We start from the raw sequence: 23,450 nt of genomic DNA, 5'->3' as shown, positions 1-23,450 counted from the left end.
GCTCAGCGACCGCGAGCAGCGACCCGATGACCCTTCCCTGTCACCACACCAGAGATGCTCGGAGAACGTCGTCCGCCTCACGACGTTGTGCTGGATGACCTCGCCCGTCTTCCGCTCAATGAACCAGTGCAACGCCTTGCGGCAAGACCACGCGGATCCCATCGCCCAAGACGCGAAGGCGCGCTCAACCGGCTGAACAACAACTGGACGGTGACGGCTGAACCCGTAGCTGTACGGACATGAAAGAGGCCCTCCGGGACGATCCCGGAGGGCCTCTGATCTACTGCGCGGCCCAGAGGACTCGAGCCCCTAACCTTCTGATCCGTAGGGAAGCGCAGACGCCTCGTCAAGGGCCTTCTGCCCTGGTGAGGCGGCAGATACGGTCCGGTGCTGTGCGATCGCATAAGACGGCGTTGCTGTACGCAGCTGCTGTACACCGCTTCCGCGGTCATGACCTCGGCCGGGCCGCTACGGCGGTAAAGAAGGCGAGTTCGTCTGCGGCTTCAGCGAGGCGACGTAGGGCCTGTGATGACTTGCTGGATGTGTCAGCAGGGCTACCCATAATGATCATCAGGCTGCACAATTCACTGCATGCGCGCATATGTCGGAGTCACTGACGGCAACTGGTATCGCTTCCTCGCAGACCGCCCGGCCTTGACCGAAGCCAACTTCTGGCGCCCGTCGGGAGGCATGCATTTCCGCGCGCTCAAGCCCGGAGAGCCGTTCTTCTTCAAAACCCATCACGAGGACAAGCGAGTAGTACGCCACGGCCCACACAACCGCGTGGTTGGCGGCGGCTTCTTCGACGCCTTTGAGCCGCTGCCTCTCTCCGAGGCCTGGCAGATATTCGGTGAGGCCAACGGCGCTGCCGACATGGAACAGATGAGACAGCGGATCAGTCAGTACCGCAAGCAACCTATATCCGAGGGTGAAGATCCTGTCATCGGCTGCATCTTGCTCCGAGACACTCGCTTCTTCGACCCTCCTGCGCCGGCTCCTCCTGGCTTCGCCCCCAACATCGTTCAGGGCAAGGGCTATGACCTGGCCGCTCCTGAGGCTGGCTACTTTCATGAGCTGGTTGCCCGCCTGCTCGGCGCCCGCCACGTCGAGGGCGATCTCACGCAACCATGGCGGCGCGAAGGCCCAGTCTTCGGCGATCCCCGACTGGTTCCACAGCGCCTCGGGCAGGGAGCTTTTCAAGCAGTCGTCCTCAACGCCTACCACCGGCAATGCGCGATCACCGGCAGTAAGATCCTCCCTGCCCTCCAAGCCGCTCACATCCGCCCGGTCTCCTCTGGCGGTCAGCATCGCCTGGACAACGGCATTCTGTTGCGCTCAGACGTACACACGCTGCTTGATCGTGGCTATCTGGGCATTGATGCGGAGTATCGGCTATGTGTTAGCCCCCGCCTGCGAGAAAAGTTCGGTGATGGCGATGAGTTCTATCAGCGCGCCGGAGCTGTGATCGCGCTACCCGATGAGCGGCATGACCGCCCCAATCGCGACGCCTTGGGGTGGCATCTAAAAGAGGTATTCTTAGCCTCGTGAGGATCGTGCGCGGGACGCCATCAGTAGAGTTCTCGTCGCACGCGACAGATAAGTGCGGAAATCGCAAAACGAAGGATCGATGAGGCATTCATTGACTGATCGCCTCACCTCCTCGGCATCGCAGGTTCCTGATTACATTACACCCAGAAAGCCTCAAGTGGGGGCAATCCTACGGCGGTAAGATCCTCATCCAGCCATGAGGGTTCGTTGGCGTAAGCAGCAGCCCAAGCATGCGCCATCGAATCAGCCTCCGGCTGGAGAGAGACTATGACCATCTCTCGCGCCAAATGCGGCCCGAGGAGGCGTCGCAGCATTGCGCCATTTGACGTCTCGACGGTGACTTCTTCCACAATCCGATCTGTGGCCCCAATAGAAACAGCCAGACCCGAGCTACAAATAACACCATGCAAATGCGGAGCAACAGAAATAACCGGCTGGAGAACATCATGTAAGAGCGCTACTCGCTCGGTTCCTGGCATACGCGCCCATTCTGTGAACTGAAACACGCCGTCAAGCGCGTCGACTCGAAGCCACGTTGGAACTGACCCAAGGCTCTGGAGGGCTTTTACTCTAACCGTGTGACAAAGACGGCGGCCGATGTCGCGTTCGCGTAGTGCCCCCCGGAATGTTACGGTTTCAGGCGGAGCTGCGTTAACCTGCAGCTTGACCTTCCCGACGTCACTGACGACAGTATGCGTCTCCCTCGCATCCCGGACTTCAGCAGCGGCAGCTTCTATGGCCTCGACCCAGTCTGCGGTGACGGTCTCGTCAACGTGCTGGAAAAGTTCGCTTATCGCATAGATGCCGAAACATCTCTCGACAGCCCGAATCTGCTCGAGAAACCGCTCTTCATATTTCTCACTATTGAGATCTTGTTGAGTGCGGAAGAGCGTTGTCGTTTCCACAAAGAACTCTTGCCCCAGTGCGGAAATGATCAGGTCCGCCCTATGGTCTGATCCAGATAGCACAGGCTCAAAACTGTACGCCCAGCTCGCCGCCTTGGCAGCACGTGCCACCTCCAGCTGAAGTAGAGCATGGCGCCAATCAGAACTGGTGGGTTCCTTTCTCAAGCCACCTAGCACAGGCCTGAACGTTGGCTCGATCGCGGCAGCGCGAAGCCGCATTCCTAGCGTCAGAAACTGCGGGAGGGCGGCACGGTGAGACGCAAACAGCACCACTTCCGCGGGCAACCGCCCACGCTTCCGATACTGCCGTCGAACCCATGAGGTACCGAGTATGTCCTCAAGCAGGTGAAGTACGTGTTCGAGTGCAAGCTTGCCCGCATCGCTGAATCCGGGATTATCAATGAAGCGCTTCAGTAGATCCCATTCGGGCACGTCAACATCCATAGGATCCAGCATGGGGCTTGAGTCACTCAGCTGCCATCAGTTTTCTCGGCGATCATAAGCTGACTTCGAAGAAGAGTGGTACTCATGCTCTCGGTCTGCCATCACTTTGCTGTCAGCTTGTCGTCACAACCGCTCATAACACTCAAGGACCTCGATAGCTTGGAGCACGTCAGTCACCGCGAGGTCGGTATGGTGGTCGGCGCCGGGCCAGGCGCCTCGGTCAATCTAGATCGTTCGGAGCCCTGAAGCGCGTCGGTCGGCTATGTCGGCGGTGAGCTTGTCACCAATCCCCACCCGCCTTCGGCGGAGACTCACGCCATACCCCTTTGACGGGTGATCTCGAATAGGCCAATTTTCAGGCTTGCGGATGCCCTGGGCTCCCGAGAGCGCATAGACGTCGACTGCCTCGGCCAACCCGCTCTGCCGAGTCTTCCCAAAGTTGATACATCTTCGAACATTTAAGAACTGGTGCGCCCCTAATTTTGCGAAGTCGACTTCTTGGAGTTATTGTGCCATTCTTGAGAAGAGAATGGCATGGAACAGAGCGACTAGAGGGTGTCTCGCGCAGATCATCCAGGAGTAACGGCGATCCAGCACACCAAATGGACATCGTCTTCGGTGATCTGCGGGAGAGGCTCAGGAGCGGTTTGGCGAACCAGTCCAAGCCGATCTGCGAGTTCTGCCAGGTGATCCACTCTCTGCCTGACGGTTCCGGGGTGGGCCAGCCCTGCACGGATATCGCGCAAAATTCGGGGGCTGTAAGGCGCTTGAAGACGTCCAACAAGCTCGTCCTGACCTTCGCCGAGATGAATACCATGCTGCCGAACCAGCTCAGCCGCATCCCTCATCACCTTCGGGATACGCGGCTGCAGATTGGCTGGATCAGCATTATGCATCCAGGAATCGCGGATGTGCCGCCTAGCATGCATCCAGGCAGGGAAGGCTGCTTGATAGATCGGGTCAGCTAGGGCCGCCAGCGCCTCAGGATCACCGGGATCGGCGGCGGACAGACAGGACAGGGTGTCGTCCACGACGACAACGTACCCCTGCTCGTCATAGGTGACATTGAGATCGTTGGTGAGAGGAAGGTATCGGAACCACGGCCGGGGATAGTCGCCAATCCGGGCGCAGAATACCAGACCTGGATGAATTCCTCCGATGCGGACGAACCCGGTACCGCTGCCCCAAGGCAGACACCGTACAGCTTCATCGATATGTGGGTTAGCGAGCTGGGCCTGCAGCCGACGCCGATACTCCTCACCGGAGAGGGCCGAAGCACCACCTGTTTCAAAGAGGGCGGCGTCTTCGCGGCGGAGCCGATCGATCTCCTCACGAGTCTCGGTGATGTTGATGTCACGGCCGACGAATCCGGGAAGGACTTCGCCGACTCCAGTGGCAGCGGATGCCTGCTTAAGCTTGTGCTGCAGCCGCTCTTCCAAGCCGAGGAAACGTTCAAGCTGCTGGTCAGGGAAGAAGCAGCGTAGGAAGACTTCCTGATGGTCGGAGCCAATCCGGTCGATCCGGCCATGCCGCTGGACGAGCCGCATTGGATTCCATGGCAGGTCATAGTTGACGATGTGTCGAGCTTGTTGCAGGTTGACGCCTTCAGCCAGCACATCGGTGGCAATGATCAGATCGAACAAATCCTCGTCGGTTCCGCCGCCCGCGGTACGGGGAGCAAATCCGGCGATGACCTGAGAACGTCCGGCTCGGTCCGGACCGGAGGCGGTGGCGACCCGGCCGCGATAGCAGGCAAGACGTGGATCGGACTCGATCGCGGTTAGCAGTCGGCCATGCACGTGTTCGACGGTGTCGGAGTAATAAGAGAAGACGAGAACCTTGAGCTTGTCCCGGGCCTGCTGCTCGGTGATCCCTTCTGTAGCCGCCTCGGTCGCGATAGCCGCGAGCTCCTCGACGAGCGCTTCAGCCTTAGGGTCGGGGCCGACCTGATGCGCCTGCACTTCGTCACGAAAAGACGTCAACAGGGTGAGATCAGCCTCGACGGCAGCGCGAAGCTCTGGTACGTCGAACTGGTCGGCGTTCTTCACCCCATCGGTGTCGTCATCGAGTACGTCGAGGAAGTCGTCGATGGTATCGCTGTCAGAGGACGTCCACTCCCGGAAGGCATCGCCGGTGAGGACCACCCCCTGGTCGAGCGCGGACAGGAACGCCTCATGACCACTGATCATCTTGTCCAGGGTGCGCTGGAAGGCATAAGCCGATGATTCGAATCGCTTGAGCAGCGCGGATCTCAGCAGTCCGGCGTTCTGCTGCTCGTACTGTTTCTCGCGTTCCCCGCGCTGGAAGCGAGAAGGCACGTAGCGGGCCAGGGTGAGGACTTCGCCGGGAGCGTCAAGGATGACCGCCGAGCCGTCGTCATGGTGGTTCAGATGATCTCCGAGGGCGATGGCAAGCCGGTCGAAGAGGCCGGGGAGCGCGTCGTCGAGGTTGTAGTCGACACGGTGCACGCGGGGCGTTGGGAAGCTGATTTGACGCTCGACGCCGTTGATGACCACACGGTCTCCGACATAGTGATTCCGGACGAATCGCCTAGTACGTCGGACCGCTACCTTATCCAGGACGTCAAAGAGATGCTCAGGCGACAGATCGTCGGGATTCATTGCCATTGCTCGGTCAAAGTACCCCTTCAGCGAGGGCACCCCAGAGTCGGCGAACGTTGCGTCGTTAGTGACGAAGTAGGAGATCAAGTTGTACAGGTCGTAGAGGGTGTTGTTGACCGGGGTTGCAGTGAGCATCACCAGTCGTTTCGGGGTGCTGCCAACAAGCAGTTGGCGCAGCGCCTCAGCCCGCTGGGTGGTGGCGTTGCGAAGCGCGTGTGCTTCGTCCACCACGACCACGGCGTATTCATCGGGATCCTGGAGAGCCGCACCGAGCTGTCCGGCGTTCTGCAGGCCGCCAGTCAGCTGCTCGTATGAGACGACGTCCGCGCGAAGGTTCTTATCGCGCAGAAAAGGACCCCAGGTGGAATCGCGGAGCGTCGCCGGCGCGACGATGAGCGCCTTCTGCCGGTTAGTGATCACCGCCTCATGCAAGATTTCTCCGGCGATGAAGGTCTTCCCCAGGCCGACCTCGTCGGCGATGATCACGCCGTTGAGTCGGTCCAGGATTCTCTGGGCACGCCAGACACCGTCGGATTGGAAGCCAGTGAGGTTGAGTCGGGAACGCGTGCGGGCCGACTGCTCCTGCTCCACATCCGTGCCATACAGCTCGTACAGCATCCGGAGGAAGACCTCCCACGGCTGGTGCTGCTGCCACCGCGACTCGTACAGGCCCGCCAGGTCGTATGGGGAGGCTGCCTGCCACATCTCCTCAAACCAGTCCCGTACGGCCTGCACCGTACCGGGCTGGTATTGGCCGAGGTTGAGCTCCTTGTTGCGAGCCAGCCCCGCGTAGGTGAAGTTGCTCGATCCGGCGATGACGCCGGGTATCGAGCTGTCCACGATGAACGCTTTGCCGTGCAGGAACCCCTTCTCGTACCGGCGAACCTCAACTCGGCCAGAGTGCAGCCAGGTGACCAGACGCCGAGCGGCGGCATCAGACTCGAAGGTGAAGCCGAGCAAGTCACGGTCCTCCTCCAGGCGGCGCTGGTGGCCTTCCAACGCCCGCTTGACCTGCTCCCGTTCGGCCCGTCGGCCCAGCCCGGTGGCCAGCGGTCGGATCCTGGGGCGGTCCTGATCTGGGTCGGCGCCCAGCAACAGCCGGACCGGTCCAGTCTGCTCCAACTCGTCGGCCAGCAGCCCGAACCCGCCGGGGTTGAAGTAGGCGGACGCGATCGACACTGGCGGCAGTGAGACGAGGTGCGTGCGCATTCCCTCCAGCAGGGTATTGATCGCATCGGCGACTGTCTGCCCGTCCTCAGGGTGATTGGTGGCGAACGTCGGCCGGAAGTCGTCGGAGGGCGTGACCGACACTGGGTCTTCTCCTGTCTCGGCCGATGCTTCTGCATGGCCACTGCTCAATGACGGTTCGGGGACATGTCGTGACGGATCACGTCATCGCTTGGTTTTGGGCGGAACATGATCGACGCCCAGTTCCACACGCAAATCCATCGGGAGTCCGGTCTCATTGAAGTCCGCCGCGATTAGCTCAAGGGCCTGCTGATCAAGGCCATAACCGTCCAGCGTCAAGCGTTCCAGTCGGGCGCGGAGTGCCGTTTCGGAGGCGCTCCGACCATCAGTGACGGTGATACCGCCAGCCAGGCGGGTGTAACCGTGGCGGGCAAGCAGACAACTCGTGATTTGAGCTGCTTCGTCGATCTGCTCGGGGGACCAGCTGGGAAGAGGAATTTGATTAACAACCGGAGCTGTGACATGTCGATCAACGAACCGGCGAGCCCACCAGTCGACCGCCACCGTGTTTAACAGGCCCAGAAGGGCAAGCCTTTCGCTCGCACTGGAATCAGGGTCATGCATCGCGGCGTGAATATAACCCTTGTTATGGAGCAGTCCAGCCTCGGGCAGAGCAGCCGCAATGATTGTGCGAGAGTCAACGCTGCGACTTGGCCGACGAATGATGATCAGAGGATGCTGGTCCGTAAGGACTGGGACCTTTTTTTCCTTAGCGACCCCGCGTCTCTTCGCAACTAATGCGTCCAGATTACTGACGAACTGTTTGAATTTCACGCTTGGATCGAAGGAAAATTGATCGACATGTGCAGTCATCAGAATTTTCCATGACAGCACGTCCTCCTTTTGATCAGCAAGGCCCTTGTCTGGTCCGCTGCCAGTGAAATCCCAGCGAGCATCATGCGATGCTTTGATCCAGCCCTTACCGGATGCTAGTCGGGGCTTGTGCCGCATGGTATCGAACACCTGCCGGTCGACGGCGCTAGCGAACCAGGGAATGACGTGCGTCTCGGAGAATGAGGCGATGTCGTCCTGGGACAGGAGGATCGCCGTCTCATCTGTCGCAGCGGTGACGTCAGCGGGGCTGTTGGCAACCCAGATACGAGTCATGGGCTCTGGGACTGGTGATGTGCTCAGAAACACCACAGCGTAGGCCGCGTGGACATCTTCGAAGATCCACTCGGCGTGGTTACGGCCTTGTACGATCCGCAGGTCATGTCGGCTGGTCAATTCCTCACGGAGTTTCTTCCACCCTGCGAGAACCATGCTCTGGCGTGGTAGAACCAGTCCCATATGGCCGGAGTCGCGGCGTAGCTTGATAGCCCGCTCTAGCATCAGCTGTGATATTTCCAGGTGCGTGCCGCCGCGGAGCGTGTACGACGTCTTGAAGAGATCTTGGAGAACCGCTCGATGAGTCATCTCTTCTTGCTCCTGAATGGCCTCCATCGGATGGTTCGCTCGGAGTTCTTCGATCTTCGCGTCCCGCGCCTTGTCTTGCAAGGCTATGAGTCCGGGAAAGATCCCGGCCCAGAATGGAGCCGCCTCCCATCGGACTTTGTCCCAGGGCGGGTTGCCAAGGATCACGTCGAACCCCGGACGGGACCGTATAAAAATCTCTGGGAATTGGTAGGGCAGGTGGGTTACACCGAACTGGTCCAGCTTCTCGCGGATCGCCTGGGCCTGCTCGTCATCGGCGGAGATTGAAGCGATGGCCTCGTCAGCGTCAAGGGGAAGGGGAAGGAGACCTAACCGGACGGCCACAGCCGCATCGAGGATGTGCTTGGCGTCGGTGGCATCGACGAGTGCTTGTCGGTAGGCGAGCACAGCATCCTGTACCTCTGCCTTCTTGGCCTCATCGGTACGTGCCACCCGCTGGAGCCGTTCACTGGCGATACGGAGAGCATCCTCGATCTTGTCGGCGTACAGCGACATTTGTCCGAAGGCTGATTTCGGTTCGAGGACTTCGAGTGCTTCGGAAAGAGTGCCGATGCCAGTGAGGCTGTTACCGACGATCAGTCCGTGGTCTAGGGAGGACATCGGCAGGCCCGGCACGAAGGTGTGGATCCAGATACCGAGACGGGCCAGCTCGACCGCCATGAGGTTGAGGTCTAGACCGTAGATGCAGCGGCGGGCGATCTGGCGGCGCAGCAACGCGGAGGTTTCGATCTCTACTTCGGTGGCGTGGTCGCCGAGGGCATCGTGAGCGGCTTGGGAGAGCCGGATCAACTCTTGGCTGACGGCGGTGATGGGGTGCTCGGCGAGGAATGCGGTGAACCGAGCCTCAATCCGGTCAATCGCCGCGACCAGGAAGTGACCTGAGCCCATCGCCAGGTCCGCCACCCGGAAGTCGAAGAACAGCTCGGCCGCCGCAGCCTCGTCTCCGACTTCCAGCAGCGTGCGGATCCGGCCGAGATGCTCGGTGAGCGCCGGCTCCAAGGCGGCCCTTAGCAGGTGCTCGACCGCGAATGATTTCGTGAAATACGAGCCGGTCGACTTCCGCTTACCGGAGCGGTTGTGGAAGTAGACCTGTCCAGCGCGGACTTCGACACGGTCGTTGTCATTCGCCGGAACGAAGGCTCCGTCCTTGTCTACCGTAAGCGGTTCCGGTGCGATCGACAGCGACGATTCCAGAAGCCCTTCGTAGAGGGTGCCGAATTCACGGACGCTCAACGAGCGGAAGTCCACCGGGCCCTGGGTGCCGTCAGGACCGGTGTCCACCAGCAGGGCGCGCAGTACAGGACCGAACTCGGCGTCAGTCAGGTGCATGGCGGCTAGGGCCGCGCCGGACGGACTCGACTCCGGGTCGCGGGAGAATAGGCCGCCGTTGTAGGCGGGCACATCCCAGTTGCTGTTGCCGCCGTCTACTGCATTCCACACACTGACCATGCCGTCCCAAAGGGCGGTAGCTGTATCGTCGAAGGACTGCGTGAGGTCGGCGGCGAAGTCTTTAGCTAGCGTCTTGATCGCGTGCCGGTCGTAGCGGGGATTCCGTCCGTACGGCAACAGAGCACGGTCTTCGGCATAGGAAACGAAGAGCAGCCGGAACAGGATCATCAACGTGCGGTGGTAGGCCTCCTGCAGGTCCGCCTCGGTAGTGCCATTCATCTGCCGGGCGACCGCGACAGCGAGACCTGGCACGACGTCGCGATAGACCCGCTCGCGGAGCCGGCCTCCGAGGTCAGCAGCGAAGTTCGAAGAGGCGCGCAGGATCTCGGTGACCGTCCCCTCGGGGGCGAGCGCCTCGGGCGAGAACAGCAGGTGTAGGTAGGCTGCGTCGCTCTCGGAGAGCAGCGTCAGGTCCAGCTCGGTGAAGGTCTCGCCCTGGCTCTTACGGCCAACGCCGATGGTGGGGTTCACCGGGTGCAGCCGGATCTGGTTGCCACGTAGCACAATCACCCACGGCAGACTCTCTCGGGCGGCCACGGAGATCGCGTGTGAGACGGGGGAGACCGCTCCGAACCGGGGTGAAGGACGGTCGAAGACCTCGTCGTGTTCCAGCAGAACGGCGATCGATCGAGAGGTGCCCTGGTGGGTGAGGAGTAGCGCGGCCGATCCCCGAGCGGTCGTGCCATATCCGAGTGCCTGGATCAGCGAGAGGCCGCTGAGGCCCAGCAGCGGACGGGCCGCCGCAGCCGCAGCCGACCAGTCGGCCCGGCGCGGGACCCCGTTACGGAGTTCGTGCGTGGCAAACAGGCCTTGGTTGATCAGACCTGGCGTGAGCTGCTCCTTAACGGTGGTGAGGAGCCGTTCCAGGGTGCGCAGCGCGGTGTGGCGATCTGGTTCAGCGAGTGTGGCACGGCAGATCCGGCCAAGCTGGTCCACAGTCAGTTCGGTGATCGGGTCGCCGTCGTTTCCACAGGCCGCTGCCCTGGTTGTGCCTGCATCGCTGTATAGGACCACGAGCAGAACTGGAGACGGGCGGTTCCCATGCCGAAGCTTCCACAGACGACGGAGATCCTCCGTCTTGGGTACGCCAGCCTTGCTAAAGGCAATCGCTACTTCTAAGGCCGCGTCTCCGTTGCCAAACAGAATTCGTTCGGTGGCCAGCTCGGGCGGCGTGCCCGTTGGTTCGTTCCACTGCAGGTCGCGGGTGTCGACATCGTCCAGGAACTGCTCCGCGACATCTGCGATCACGCCCGCGACCTTTCGCCCAACACGAAGGAGCACCAATATTGATTCGCTCCGGTAGGCGCGGATTCTCTAACAAATCGATCCCATTTAGCAAGTAGGACTAAAAGAGCTTCTGTCGCGAAAATACCTAAGCACCCGACAGTTCATCCCCTCGCCTGCAAAATGTGACAAATATAATTAAAGTGATATAATGGACACCTGGCTTGTACAGAGAGACGAGGGCGACGGTGTGCTCGACGACTCGCCGATGTCGGCTCGGCCGTCGATTGGAGTCCACGCAGCGGCGGGCGACGCATGCGGTGATCGCATCCGACGGTGGTCACGTACGTGATCGCAGCCAGGATTACACAGCCACCCACGTGTCGCCGTCCGCCGCCTTGCGACCGGGCGGATGTTGGCGGGACCACCCACCGGAGGGAACGTGCCCGCGACTGTCATTAAGGAAGGGAAGCGGCGCGGCAGTCTTACGTAGGGACCGCCTCGGCTTCCGGAAGACTTCTCCGGCCCAAGATGTTCGCCTGATGGACTTGGCCCGCGGGCGGCGCCGATCGCGACCGGCCAAAGAACCGCAGCGCGGCCAGCGGCCGCCCACCGCACGGTGGGCCGCGGAGCGGACCGCCCTTGAACCAGTACAGAGAAGCCACGCTCTACAGTAAGTTGGAAGGTAATGGCGTTAGCCGATATGTATGCCACTTTCGGTCGAATCGTGCGTGATACGTAGACGCATTGAGCGGTCTATGACTATTTTCTTGATTTCGCTAGGCGACACCCAACGGACTTCGCGAGATTCATCGCTGGGAGTAGGCTGGCCGGCTTGGTAGCGGGCGGTGAGGACGAGGGAGAACTCTTGGCGGGCCTCGCTGTTGCTGGTGTAGAGGATGATGTGGCGGGGGTCGGAGTAGGTGCCGGAGATGCCGGCGATCTCGCGCTGGATGCCGGTTTCCTCAAGGGCCTCCCGGACAGCAGCCTGAGGGATGGACTCGCCCAGATCGATGGCTCCGCCGGGAAGGGCCCAGTTGTGGTTATCGGTGCGGCGGATCATGAGGATGTCGCCGGCGTCGTTGGTAATGATGACGTTGACTGAAGGAACCAAACTGTTGGCCTTCGGAGCGTCGGGTTCGTCGAAGAAGTCGATCCGCTTAGCCACAGGTCACGACCTTAATGACATGGCATCGCCTGCGATGACCCTCTGCTGTTCATGCGGAGCAGTGCCCCTGCTCTCCTGAATCGGCACAGGGTTAGAGGGATGTGGACGGCTGTCGCCGTGCGCTCGTGGTGGCCGACGTTGTCGTCAGCGTTGTCATCACCCCTCATGACGTCTCTGCGCAGGTCAGCGTCACCGGCTCACCGCTTTCCAGTGCCAGGGACGGGGACCACTCTCACCGCGGATCGCGGCCAGCCGTACGGCCGCCTCACCTCTGACCCCGTCGTCCTCCATGCCGACCTGGGCCGCCATGGTGACCAGGCGAAGCTCCCGGATGTCCCGCAGCACCTGGTACCCCTCCCACGTCATGACGTCGTAGCCGTAGACCTCGATGAACGCGGCGTAGTCCTCCTTGGAGATCCCGCCGAGGGTGGCGTACTTGACCGCCATGGACACCAGGTCCCATTCCGGCGGCCCGAACGCGCTGCGCTCGAAGTCGGCCAGAACCGCCCGACCGTCCTCAGTTACCAGCACGTTGCCGATCCAGGCGTCCCCATGCACCACACAGGCAGGCAACCCCGACGGCAGCGCGGCGTACCCGCGTTCGAGATCGGCCAGGCGCTCACGCAGCCACTGCCGTTCCTCTGCGGTGTACATACGCGCCTGGTCGATCCGGTCGGTCAGCCGTACGAACGGGTCCAGAGCGGGAAGCGTGAAGTGCTCGGGCGGAGGCAGCCCATGCAACTTCCTCAGCAGGGCGGCGACATCTGCGGCGGTGCCTGGCCGGTGCGGTGGAAGCTCTCGCCAGAACGTCACCGCCCTGCCCTCGGCCTCCACCGGCTGCTCCACATCAGGGAGCGTCCGTACGGCGGGCACCCCGGCGCCTTCCAGCCAGCGGGCCACCTGGACCTCTTTGGCCGCGGCCGGTAGTTGACCGACTCGGCTGACGCGGGCGACGACGCCGTACGGTAACCGGTAGATGGCGTTCTCACTGAAACGGATCGGCTCGGCGTCGCGTGCATCGATCCCGGCTTGCCGACAGGTGCTACGCAGCGCGTTCAGGCTCGCCTGCTCCACGGTGTCGGTCTGGCTCATGCGCCCGAGACCACCTCGACGATGCGGTGCCGCAGCTCGGCCACCTCGGTCAAACGCTCGTGCGGGGCGGCGAGCCGGTGGAGCTCGCGCAGCTCGCCGGCGGTTCTGCGGGAGCGTACGGCGACCGCGTCCCGCAACGCACGGACACCGATCGCGGCGACCTCCTCCGGAGCGCCGGTCACCATGGTCAGCGAGGCGAGCTTGATGCCGCTGAAGGCCCGGGAGCGCACGTAGGTGTCACCGTGACCGGCCACCGCGGCCGAGAGCCGGTTGGACGCCTCCCCGGCGAACCGGCCGTTGACGGCGAGGTCGTACAGGGCGTGCCCAGTCCAGCTTCTTCACCGGGAGACGACCAAGACCGACGACTCGACGGCGTCGCTGCCGCTCCTCGGTCTGTGCGTCACCGCGCTCAAGCACCGTCAGCACGTCCAGGAGGACGCTCGTAAGGCCGCCGGGGAGAAGTGGCAGGACTCCGATCTCGTCTTCACCACGCGGAACGGCACGCCGATCGAGCCGCGTAACTTCAACCGGGCCTTCGAGGCCCACTGCCTCCGGGCGAGCGTGCCGACGATCCGTGTCCACGACACCCGGCACACCTGCGCCTCACTCCTGGCCGCCCTCGACGTCCATCCCCGCGTCGCGATGCGCGTCCTGCGGCACTCACAGATCTCGATGACCATGGGTGTCTACACGCAGATCCCGTCGCCCGAGACCCGGAAGGCGCTCGATCGGCTGAATCAGCGGCTGGACGGAAGCATCTGATCAGGTTGCCGTGGAAGACAGCGGAGGGCCTCCGGGAAAATCAGGAGGTCTTCCGCTATTCCGCAGGATGCCTCCAGAACTGGATCTTAAAGAAGTCCACTTCGTAGGCGTCGGCAGGGAAATCCGGTTCCCGGTCGTTCTTCAGGAACTTCGCCTGCACACGGATCTGCCACGTCGTCTCTCGTCGCCCCAGATCGAAGAAAAGGCGGTCATCGAGTATCCCCCCTGTCTCATCCTCCAGGGGGTAGATGATGCCCGACTGCGAGGAGAGCTCTCCCTCCCATGATCGATGCCAGGACGTATCCGCGGAAGGCGCTGCACTCCACAGTTCGAGGCGTACATAACCTGTCTTCCATCGTCTGCCTCTGAAGCGGACGCTGTTGGAGCCAACGTCGAGCCAATCCTGCCCCGGAGGACTGACCTCATGGCCCCATGGGACAGGCCCATCCGGGTGCCCTCCTTCAACGACCCCCTTGTCGAGCACGTAGAAGGATCCCTCCACCTTGTGCACCGCACTGGCCAGGAGTTTTCCCATGAAGACCACCTTCTCGGCCTTGAAAGGCGCATCGTCTCGGGCGGGTTCGTCTCTTCTCCTGATCACCCAAACAGACGGATGCGACAGTTTCCGGCGGACGGCTCGCGCTGCGCTCATGCCCTCCCTGTCCGACAGCGCGTATGGCGCGTTGCGGTCGAGAAATACGACATGCGCGACTCCGCTGCCGCCACCAGTCGCCTTCTCCTGCTCCGCGAGGCCAGCGACGCACCGGTCGAGCCCGGGAGATTCGGCTACCGGTCTCGTCCGGATGAAGGCATGCCGAACCATGGCTGTCGGAGGGGAGTGAAGGCTTACGGCGTTGCCGTACAACGTTGCTGTACGGACATGAAAGAGGCCCTCCGGGATGATCCCGGAGGGCCTCTGACGTGCTGCGCGGCCGAGAGGACTCGAACCCCTAACCTTCTGATCCGTAGTCAGATGCTCTATCCATTGAGCTACGGCCGCTTGCCTGTCGTTTTGGCCTGGTGGCCTTGGCGACGGGGATAACTCTACCAGGCGTGGGTGGGTGCTCAGCCAAATTATCGGCTGTGGCACCGGAGGTCCCCAAAGTCCTCAGGGGGCGGTCTTGAGGATCGAGGACAGGACGCCGGGGAAGCGGGCCTCCATCTCGGGGAGGCGGAGTTCGTGACGACGGAAACTCCCCTCGGGCGTGACGCGGAGGAGCCCGGCCTCGCGCAGGACCTTCAGGTGATGGGAGAGCGTGGACATGCTCACGGGGACGTCGAACTGGCCGCAGACCACGCCCCCGGCCTCGGCGAGCCGACGGACGACCGTCAGGCGGACCTCGTCGGCCAGGGCGCTCAGCATCATGGGCAGTGTGATCGTCGAGACATCCGGGTGCTGGAGGGGACGCATATCCCGCATGGTACGCAGCGGGGCCTTGGCGAGCATGGTGCCACTTTGACGGGTATCGAGGCATCAGAACTCAGCGAAGCTCACCGGGGTGCCTGGGTTTTTACGGACAGGTGGGTTGGGGGCGTGTGGAGTGCTCAGGGAGTACTTCGAGAGGGTGCGGTAGCCGAGTGCCGAGTGCAGGCGGCGCCGGTTGTAGAAGCCTTCGATGTAGCGGATGACCTGCTGTCTGGCCGTGGTGCGGGTGATGAGGACGAACCGGTCCGGCCACTCGGTCTTGATCATGGCGAAGAACGATTCGGCTGTCGTGTCAGACGCCGGTACCGCCGGCCGAGCGGTGGATCTGCCGGTTGGCGCAGGACTGGTCGAAGGCGTCGTTGGTGTGGTGGGAGCCGTGATCGGTGTGAATGCCCTGCGGTGTCGACGACGGGTGAGGACTGGCCCTGTGGCGACGCCCGGGTTCCAGGGAGAGATTCAGCCGTCGTCGACGCAGGGGAGGGTTCCCGGTCACCAACGCGAGGGTGCCTACGCGGTCCTCCTGAACAGAGCACATTAAGGGCCCCTCCACAGGGAGTCCCACGATTTCCGGACAGGCCTGACCGAAAGCCTGGAAGAGGTAAACACGTGACGCGACGTCGCAGGCAGTTCTCGCCCGAGTTCGGAGAGGAAGTCGTCCGCATGGTGCTGGACGGCCTTCGCTCCGTCGCCGCGGTGGCCCGGGAGTTCGGCATGAACCGCCACTGGATCAACATCCGCAAAGCCACCTGTCCGGAAACCCCCGGGCACCCTACCAGCGAACGGAGCCCTTCGAGAGAACGACCCGGACCCCGGGCAGCGGCACCCGCCAAGAGAACGACTCCCTCTCCACCCGTTGAGGACGCCCCCGCGGCTCGTCCTCAACAGGGCCCCCATGGGAGCGGCCCCGGTCCCTTACCGAACGGAGTGGTCCGAGGGAACGGAGTTCTCCACAGGGGCTTCCTTCTTGGGGAAGAGGGTGTAGCTGAGGGGCCACAGGAGGGAGATGAGGACGATCCTTGGGAGGACGCTTCCGAACTCCAGCAGACCGCTCGCCTTCGACCAGTCGCCGACCAGCCAGCCCAGGCCGTACAGCACGGCGGCGGCGATGGCGCAGGCCAGGACGGTGCGCAGCCACATCATCCATTCGTAGCGGGCCCTGGCCTTGCCGCCGGGTGGGGGCTTCCAGGGCGGCGGCCCTCCGGCGAAACGGTGGGCGAAGCGCTGGTCGGCCCACTTGAGGGTCCGATGGCCGAAGACGATCGAGTAGGCGAGGTAGCCCGCGGCCAGACCGTGGCGCCAGTCCGCCTCGGCGCCGCCGCGGATGTCGACCACCGAGGCGGCCAACAGGATCACGTCGAGCAACGGCACTGCGAGCAGCAGGGCCGTACTGAGACGTCTCATGCGCAGCAGGTAACGCGTGACGAGACCGAGTCCGAGAAGAACCCAGAAGCCGATCTCGCAACCGATGATCACCGCCAGAACCATGGTTCAAGGATCGGCGCGTGCCCCCGGTTCGGGCATCGTCTGCGCTGACGAAGTCCGTGGCCCCGCCTACATCCTTGTGTGTACGACGAACCCGCCCGCCGCCGGATGAGTCGCCGGCCTCGGGATGATGGGATGGAACCCATGAGACGGGACGCCCTGTGGGCCGTGATCGCCCTGGTGATGGGGCTGATCCTGCTCGCCGCCGGAGCCTACAACCGCCAGCCGTTGTCGGCCGCCCTGGCGGACCTCGTGCCCTTCCTGCCCTCGACCGTGCCCGTCCAGTTGCTTGCCGTCCCGCTGCTGCTCACCTGTCTCGGCGTCGTGGTACGGCGCAGCCACCCGGTGAGCGCCCTCGCGCTGGGCACGACGGGGATGACGCTGGATCTGATCTTCGGCTACTCCCTGGGCACGATCGTCGTCTTCACCGACAACCTCTACTCCGCCGCCCTGTACGGCCCGGCCAGGCTGGGCAGGTGGATGTTCGGCACCATCTCGGCCCTGGCGATCCTCATCGGCTGCGTGATCGCGATCCTCTCCCACGACGTGAGGGTCTTCGCGATCGCCGCGGCGCAGTTCGGCCTGCTCGGCACCGCGCCGGTCGTCAGCGCGCTCATCGTCAGGCAGTTCAGGACCCAGGCCGAGCTTGAGCGGGCCAGAGCCGAGCAGGTCGCGCGGCTGGCCGAGCTCGACCGGCGGGAGGCGGTGGAGGCCGAACGGGCCAGGATGGCCCGTGAGCTGCACGACATGATCGCCAACCACTTCAGCGCGATCGCCATCCAGTCCACGGCGGTACTCTCCCGCAAGGATCTCGACATGGCGACCGTCCGGGGCATCCTTGAGTCGGTCCGGGAGAACAGTGTCCAGGGCATGGCCGAGATGCGTTCCATGATCGGGCTGCTCAGGCAGAGCGGGGACGGGGAGAAGGCCGAGGCGATCCGGCGCCGGGTGGCGGAAGTGGACGAGTTGGCGACGCGGGCCCGGGAGGCGGGCCTGGACGTACGGCTGCGCGTCGAGGGCGAGCCCAGGGAACTGCCCGCCGCCGTCGATCTCGCCGGATACCGGATCATTCAGGAGTCCCTGACGAACGCCCTCAAACACGGCGAGGAGAAGGTCGATCTGGTGGTCGAGTACGGCGCCGGGACGATCACCCTGGTCGCCGACAACCCGGTGGGAGCGGCCAGGAGGGCCTCCAGGCGGTACGGTTCCCCCGACCTGCCCAGCGCCGGGGCCGGGATCGTCGGGATGCGGGAGCGCGCGAGCCTGGTCGGCGGCTCCTTCGAGGCAGGGCCGTACGAGGAGGGCTGGCGGGTCCACGCCGAACTGCCGACCGAGGAGTCCTCGGTACTGCCTGGAGGGATGGTGTTGTGACAACCTCCAGGACCAAGTCGGGCAGGGGAACGAGCCCACGCCGAACCGCCGACCATACCGCCCGGCGGCAAAGCGCCGTGACGGCCTCCGAGGCCAGGCCGAACAAAGCACACCGAACCGGCGACCATGCCACCCGAAGAAACCTTCAGGATCAGGCCGGACAAGGGCGCGGTGCCACATCGGCCCAACCGGCGGGAAAGCACCGGACGACCCCCACGACCAGGCCATACGAAGCGCACCGAACCATCGATACCGTTCGAAGAAAAAGCACCATGACGACCACCAGGGCCAAGACTGACAAAAACGCGGGCCCACGCCGAACCGGCGACGATGCCGCCCGGAGAAAGGGTCCCGTGGCAGCCTCCGAGGCCAGGCCACACAGAACACACCGATCCGCCCCGCGGGAAAACATCGTCGCGACCCCCACGACCAGCCCGGACAAGGACACAGGGCCACGCCGGACCATCGGCGATGTCGCCCGGAGAAAGAGTGCCGTGGCGGTCTTTGGGGCCGGGGTGTGCGAGCGTCGGAGGGTGTGTACTGGGCCCGGGGGGAGGGTGTTGTGACTGTCAGGGTTCTGGTGGCCGACGACCATGCGGCGGTGCGTAGTGGGATCGTGCTGATCCTCGACGGGCACGACGACATCGAGGTGGTCGGTCAGGCCGAGGACGGCGAGCGGGCCGTGGCGATGGCCCGTGACCTGCGGCCCGACGTGGTGCTGATGGACATCAGGATGCCCAGGCTCGACGGGATCTCCGCGACCCGCGCGCTGAGCGGGATCACGGACGTGCTGATCCTGACCACGTTCGACCTCGACGAGTACGTCTTCGGCGCGCTGCGGGCCGGGGCGGCCGGGTTCCTGCTCAAGAACACCGACGCCGACGGGCTGGTCGAGGCGGTGCGGGTGGTCGCGCGGGGGGACGGGCTGATCTCCCCGACGGTGACCCGGCGGCTGATCGCGGCCTTCAGGGGGGCGGTTCCGACGCGCGGGCCGGTCCCGGAGGTCGGCGGCCTGACGCCGCGCGAACGCGAGGTGCTGGCGTGCATCGGCCGGGGCCTGTCCAACGCGGAGATCGCCGTCGAACTGGACATGGCGGAGGCGACCACGAAGACCCACGTCAGCAGGCTGCTGAACAAACTGGGCCTGCGCAGCCGCGTCCAGGCCGCGATCCTCGCCCAGGAGTTGTCCCCCGACATCTCCTGATATTTACGACCTCGCCCCTCCCAGTACAGCCCCGCTCCTCCCCATACGGCTTCGCCCCTCCCCGTACGGCTCCCGTACGGGGCCGCCCACTTTCAATACGGCGCGCCCCTTTCAGTACGGCTTCGCCCCTCCCCATCCGCGTCCTCATACTCCCGTCAGGCCGGTTGACCTCTCTCCCGCGCCCGCCCCACCCGTGACAACCACCCGGCCCGCGATGGTGACCGCCCATTCCCCTCATCACGACCGTCCAGCCCGCCAGAGTGACCGCCCGGCTCCTTGTGGTGACCACCCGGTCCTCACCACGACCGCCCTGCCCGCCAGAGCGACCGCCCGGCCCCGATGGGGAGGGCCGGGTGACACGGAGAACCCGGCCCTGACGACCACCCGGCCCCTTGTGGTGACCACCCGGCCCCCATCCACGACCACCCGGCCCCGGCGGCGGGGGGACCGGGCGACGCGAAGCGCCCGGTCCTGACGGCCCCCGGCCTCAGCGTGGGCGAAACGCCGGGGCACCGGACGATGCCGGAACCTGTGTCCTGGCCTCCGTGCGGACGAACCCCGAGAGGGTCGGGGACGGCTGCGGGAGGCATCGGGGCAGGAGGATGGGCGGGGTCTGTCGGAGCCGACGATGTGAACGCCGTCGCGGCACGCCCGGCCGTGTCGCGATGGCGGCCAGGGGGTGTGCCGGGCGCGTCCGCACGGACGCCCAGGGATGCACGGACGCCCGGGGACACACAGACGCCCGGGGATGCACGGACACTCAGGGAAACACAGACACCCAGGGATGCACGAGCACCCGGGGATGCACGGGCCGATTCCTCCGTTGATGTCTGGGGCCGCCTCACCCGGCCCTCCGTGGAGAAGGTCGGGGACGGCCTCGGGAGGCATCGGGGGTGTCTGGCCTGGTTCCTTCGGTCGTCGGCGTCTTGTCGGTGGCCGGAAAGAGCGTGGTGACGAGTCAGGGGGTGAGGATGGCCAGGAGGTTGACGACGAGGTATTTCTCCGTCGTGCACTTCTCCTCGCACGTCGGCTCCGAGGCGTCCGGCCCCTTCGGGATGATCCCCTTGGGGGTCGTGTAGAGGACCGAAGGGAGCGTGGAGGACCTGCCGACGCCGTACCAGCCCTGGTCCTTCGTGGTTCGCTCACCGAATCCCGCAGCCTTGTCGGTCTCCGGGTCGTAGAGGACCGACAGGCGGGGGCTCGGACCCTGGGCGGGGCCCAGGAAACCCGTCGTGAGCATGCGCAGAGGAGCCGCCGACGGACCGGAGAAGGCGGATGGGATCCTGCGGTCGCTTCCGTCGACACGTTGCACGATGTTTCCCTCCTTCGTCAGGCCGGAGCACCAGACGGGACCACACCGGAACTGCTCGGCTCCCTCCGGCGGGTTGACGGGGAGCGTCTGCCCTGTGGAGAGGTTGACCAGTTTCGTCTGGTTCCTGTCGTCGTGCAGGGAGACGTCGGACGCCCAGGGCCATGAGATCAGCGTGAGTCCCTCCGCCCCCGGAACCGGCTGGGGGGCGCCGCCCTCCAGTGGCATGCGATACACCCCGCCGCCGCGTACCGACCACACCAGGGAGTCCCGCGTGACGCCGAACCCCTCCACCTTGGCGAGCGCCCCCGTGACCTCGCCGACCTGCCTGGCCGTACCGCCTGTTCTGGGGGCCACCCAGAAGTCGGCCCACGTGTCGTCGTCCTGGACGTCGCCCCACCAGGCGATGGTGTCGGTCCCCACCTCGATCCTCTGGACGTAGTAGTTCCGCCTGCCCTCGGGCGAGGGTAGCCGGACGAGTGGCTCGCTGTGGCCCGTCGTCGTGTCGTAGGTGTCCAGCCTGGCCGCCCTCTCGAAGGAGGACTCGGCGATCAGCAGCAGCGTCGTCGGGCTCAGTGCCGCCGCGGGCTGGTACGTCAGACCGTCCGCCGCTTTCGTCGGGATCCTGGACACCGCCTTGGGCCAGACCTCGGAGACGGGACGCGGGATGGGCCTCCTGGAGACCTCGACCGTGCCGGGGGCCTCGGAGGCGCCCGCGAACACACCGCCTTCCGGTCCGCTCCCGCCGGGAAGGACGCCTCTGATCGCCCAAGGGCTTGTCGCGATCGCCACCACGGCCGCACAGACGAGCGCCACCCGCGCCCTGTGGGTGCGCCGTCTGGCCTGGGTCCTTACCCGGACCGCCCCGGCCAGGTCCCGGGTGAGGGCGGGCGCGTGGTCGGCTGCGTCGGCCAGTACGCGAATCAGGTCCGCCTCGTTCCTGTCATTCGTCACAACGCCTCCGCCTTCACGGGGGTCATCCGGACCCTGAGCTTTTCGAGGGCGCGGAACGCCTGGCTGCGCACCGTGCCGCGGGAGATGCCGAGCAGGTCGGCGATCTCCTGGTCGGAGAGGTCCTCGTAGTACCGCAGGACCAGCACGGCCCGTTGTTTCGGCGGCAGGCCCCGCAGTTCGTTCCACAGGCCGGTCTCGTCCGGGTGGACGTCGGCGTGGGCTCCCTCGGGGACGGCCGCGACCAGCCGTTCCCTGCGCAGCCTGCGCCAGATGCTGATGTGCAGCCGTGCCATGGTCGTACGGACATATCCCTCCGGATCATCTTTTTTCTTGATTCGGGGCCATGCGTTCCCCAAGCGCATCAACGCCTCCTGGGTCAGGTCGGCCGCGTCCTCGGCGTTGCCGGTCAGGACGTATCCGTACCGGTACAACGCGTCCCCGCGCGCGGCGACGAAATCGGCGAATTCCACGCCCCAGGGACGTATGACCCCGCCCATCTGTTGCACCCCGGATTTCTTCTCCGTACGGCCTGCGGCGCACCACCGCCCGTTCATCCGCGATGCCTAGCGTGCCGCCATGAGACGACGCATGGCGATCACGGTCGGCGCCGCCGTACTGGCGCTGACGATGTCCACCCCCGCGGTGGCCGACCACCGGCCCGATCGCGGCAGGGCCGTGCTGACGGGGTTCGCCTCGCTGCCTGCCCGGACGTTCGTGCCCGGCAGCGAGCCCTCGGGCGCCCAGCTCGGCACGGCGCCGGTCAACGGGGTGACCCCGCCCTTCCCCGGACAGCCGGTGCAGGGTTTCAGCGGGGTCGTACGGCGTGGCGACGGCACCTTCGACGTGCTGTCGGACAACGGCTACGGCGCCAAGGCCAACAGCGCCGACTTCCTGCTCCGGGTCCACCGGATCAGGCCGGACCTCCGGCGGGGGACGGTCAGGGTGCTCGGCGGGTTCGACCTGAGCGACCCGGACGGCCGCGTGACCTGGCCGCTGACCCGCCCCGACCGGAAGCTGACCGGCGCCGACTTCGACGTCGAGTCGATCGTGCGGACCTCCGACGGGACCTACTGGATCGGTGACGAGTTCGGCCCGTTCCTGCTGCACTTCTCGGCAACCGGCAGGCTGCTTGAGACGCCGGTCCCGCTGCCCGGTGTCAGGGCGCCGGAGAACCCGTCCCTGAACGGCGAGCAGCCGAACCTCGCCTCAAGCAAGGGCTTCGAGGGCATGGCCCGTTCGGTCGACGGGCGCACCCTCTACCCGTTGCTTGAGGGGACCGTGGCGGGCGACCCCGCGGGGACGCTGCGGATCAACGAGTTCGACCTGCGCTCGCGCTCCTACACCGGCAGGCGGTGGACCTACCGGCTGGAGAGTCCGGGCAACGCGATCGGCGACATGATCGCGGTGGACGGGAGCCGTTTCCTGGTCATCGAGCGGGACAACCTCCAGGGGGACGCGGCGGCGTTCAAGCGGATCTACCAGGTGGACCTGCGCGACGGGCGCAAGACCCTGGTCGCCGACCTGCTCGACCTGGCCAACCCGGCCGGGCTCGGCGGGTTCGGGGAGACCTTCCGCTTCCCGTTCCAGACCATCGAGGACGTGGTGATCCTCGACGACCGGACCCTGGGGGTGCTGAACGACAACAACTTCCCGTTCTCCGCGGGCCGTACTCCGGGCGAACCCGACAACGACGAGTTCATCACCGTACGGCTGCCGCGCCCGCTGAGGGCCGACCCGCGCGTCCACCGTTCCTGAACCGGCGCGGAGGGGTCGTGTGACGTATCGCTCTCCCGCCTCCGCGAGGCCCCG

General features: G+C 64.7%; 17 protein-coding genes and 1 tRNA gene. 5 read left to right on the top strand and 13 right to left on the bottom strand.

From position 1 onward, the window contains the following. The first annotated feature begins 591 nt into the window (after positions 1-591). The gene (locus tag ABT340_RS23165; RefSeq protein ID WP_352012880.1) at positions 592-1,548 is read left to right on the top strand and encodes an HNH endonuclease; all 957 of its coding nucleotides are present in this window, start codon (positions 592-594) and stop codon (positions 1,546-1,548) included. A 137-nt stretch (positions 1,549-1,685) separates the two neighbouring features. On the opposite strand, the gene ABT340_RS23160 is transcribed toward ABT340_RS23165, so the two are convergent. The 6 genes from ABT340_RS23160 to ABT340_RS23135 form a co-directional block, all read right to left on the bottom strand. Next, positions 1,686-2,897, bottom strand: a complete 1,212-nt coding sequence (locus tag ABT340_RS23160) for a hypothetical protein (RefSeq protein WP_352012879.1) — start codon at positions 2,895-2,897, stop codon at positions 1,686-1,688. A 569-nt stretch (positions 2,898-3,466) separates the two neighbouring features. Continuing rightward, a complete protein-coding gene (locus ABT340_RS23155; protein WP_352012878.1) occupies positions 3,467-6,829 on the bottom strand; it encodes a helicase-related protein in 3,363 nt (1,120 codons plus the stop codon). Positions 6,830-6,910: 81 nt separating this feature from the next. Then, positions 6,911-10,897: an Eco57I restriction-modification methylase domain-containing protein gene (locus ABT340_RS23150; RefSeq protein ID WP_352012877.1), complete on the bottom strand. Its 3,987-nt coding sequence runs from the start codon at positions 10,895-10,897 to the stop codon at positions 6,911-6,913. Between the two features lie 670 nt (positions 10,898-11,567). After that, positions 11,568-12,041 (bottom strand): NUDIX hydrolase, encoded by a 474-nt coding sequence (locus tag ABT340_RS23145; protein ID WP_352012876.1) that lies wholly within the window; start codon positions 12,039-12,041, stop codon positions 11,568-11,570. Positions 12,042-12,230: 189 nt separating this feature from the next. Continuing rightward, positions 12,231-13,133: a phosphotransferase family protein gene (locus ABT340_RS23140; RefSeq protein ID WP_352012875.1), complete on the bottom strand. Its 903-nt coding sequence runs from the start codon at positions 13,131-13,133 to the stop codon at positions 12,231-12,233. After that, positions 13,130-13,387 (bottom strand): hypothetical protein, encoded by a 258-nt coding sequence (locus ABT340_RS23135; RefSeq protein WP_352012874.1) that lies wholly within the window; start codon positions 13,385-13,387, stop codon positions 13,130-13,132. The genes ABT340_RS23140 and ABT340_RS23135 overlap by 4 nt, the downstream gene beginning before the upstream one ends. A gap of 43 nt (positions 13,388-13,430) precedes the next feature. Here ABT340_RS23135 and ABT340_RS23130 point away from each other — a divergent pair, with 43 nt between their 5' ends. Next, positions 13,431-13,895 (top strand): site-specific integrase, encoded by a 465-nt coding sequence (locus tag ABT340_RS23130; RefSeq protein WP_352012873.1) that lies wholly within the window; start codon positions 13,431-13,433, stop codon positions 13,893-13,895. 55 nt (positions 13,896-13,950) lie between these two features. Here the strand turns inward: ABT340_RS23130 and ABT340_RS23125 are convergent, their stop codons facing one another. From ABT340_RS23125 to ABT340_RS23105, 5 genes are all read right to left on the bottom strand, one after another. Beyond that, positions 13,951-14,760, bottom strand: coding sequence for a hypothetical protein (locus tag ABT340_RS23125; protein WP_352012872.1), 810 nt, complete (start codon positions 14,758-14,760; stop codon positions 13,951-13,953). 62 nt (positions 14,761-14,822) lie between these two features. Further along, positions 14,823-14,895 (bottom strand) — tRNA-Arg (locus ABT340_RS23120). 108 nt (positions 14,896-15,003) lie between these two features. Continuing rightward, positions 15,004-15,306, bottom strand: a complete 303-nt coding sequence (locus tag ABT340_RS23115) for an ArsR/SmtB family transcription factor (RefSeq protein WP_352012871.1) — start codon at positions 15,304-15,306, stop codon at positions 15,004-15,006. A gap of 63 nt (positions 15,307-15,369) precedes the next feature. Beyond that, complete coding sequence (locus ABT340_RS23110) at positions 15,370-15,702, bottom strand: integrase core domain-containing protein (RefSeq protein WP_502992526.1); 333 nt, start codon at positions 15,700-15,702, stop codon at positions 15,370-15,372. A 531-nt stretch (positions 15,703-16,233) separates the two neighbouring features. Continuing rightward, on the bottom strand, positions 16,234-16,806 hold the full coding sequence (locus ABT340_RS23105; protein WP_352012870.1) for a hypothetical protein: 573 nt from the start codon (positions 16,804-16,806) through the stop codon (positions 16,234-16,236). 141 nt (positions 16,807-16,947) lie between these two features. On the opposite strand from ABT340_RS23105, the gene ABT340_RS23100 reads away from it, so the two are divergent. After that, a complete protein-coding gene (locus ABT340_RS23100) occupies positions 16,948-18,174 on the top strand; it encodes a sensor histidine kinase (protein WP_352012869.1) in 1,227 nt (408 codons plus the stop codon). 562 nt (positions 18,175-18,736) lie between these two features. Then, positions 18,737-19,378 carry a response regulator gene (locus ABT340_RS23095; protein WP_352012868.1) on the top strand — a complete coding sequence of 214 codons (642 nt, stop codon included), beginning with the start codon at positions 18,737-18,739 and terminating at the stop codon, positions 19,376-19,378. A gap of 958 nt (positions 19,379-20,336) precedes the next feature. Here ABT340_RS23095 and ABT340_RS23090 read toward each other — a convergent pair. After that, positions 20,337-21,641 (bottom strand): hypothetical protein, encoded by a 1,305-nt coding sequence (locus ABT340_RS23090; protein ID WP_352012867.1) that lies wholly within the window; start codon positions 21,639-21,641, stop codon positions 20,337-20,339. Then, positions 21,638-22,111 carry a SigE family RNA polymerase sigma factor gene (locus ABT340_RS23085; RefSeq protein WP_352012866.1) on the bottom strand — a complete coding sequence of 158 codons (474 nt, stop codon included), beginning with the start codon at positions 22,109-22,111 and terminating at the stop codon, positions 21,638-21,640. Before ABT340_RS23085 ends, ABT340_RS23090 begins: the two co-directional genes overlap by 4 nt. A gap of 106 nt (positions 22,112-22,217) precedes the next feature. Here ABT340_RS23085 and ABT340_RS23080 point away from each other — a divergent pair, with 106 nt between their 5' ends. Further along, a complete protein-coding gene (locus tag ABT340_RS23080; protein WP_352012865.1) occupies positions 22,218-23,396 on the top strand; it encodes an esterase-like activity of phytase family protein in 1,179 nt (392 codons plus the stop codon). The last annotated feature ends 54 nt before the right edge of the window (positions 23,397-23,450 follow it).

The organism is Streptosporangium sp. NPDC000239 (assembly GCF_040300765.1).
Lineage (GTDB): Bacteria > Actinomycetota > Actinomycetes > Streptosporangiales > Streptosporangiaceae > Streptosporangium.
This window is presented reverse-complemented; position numbering and strand designations above follow the sequence as displayed.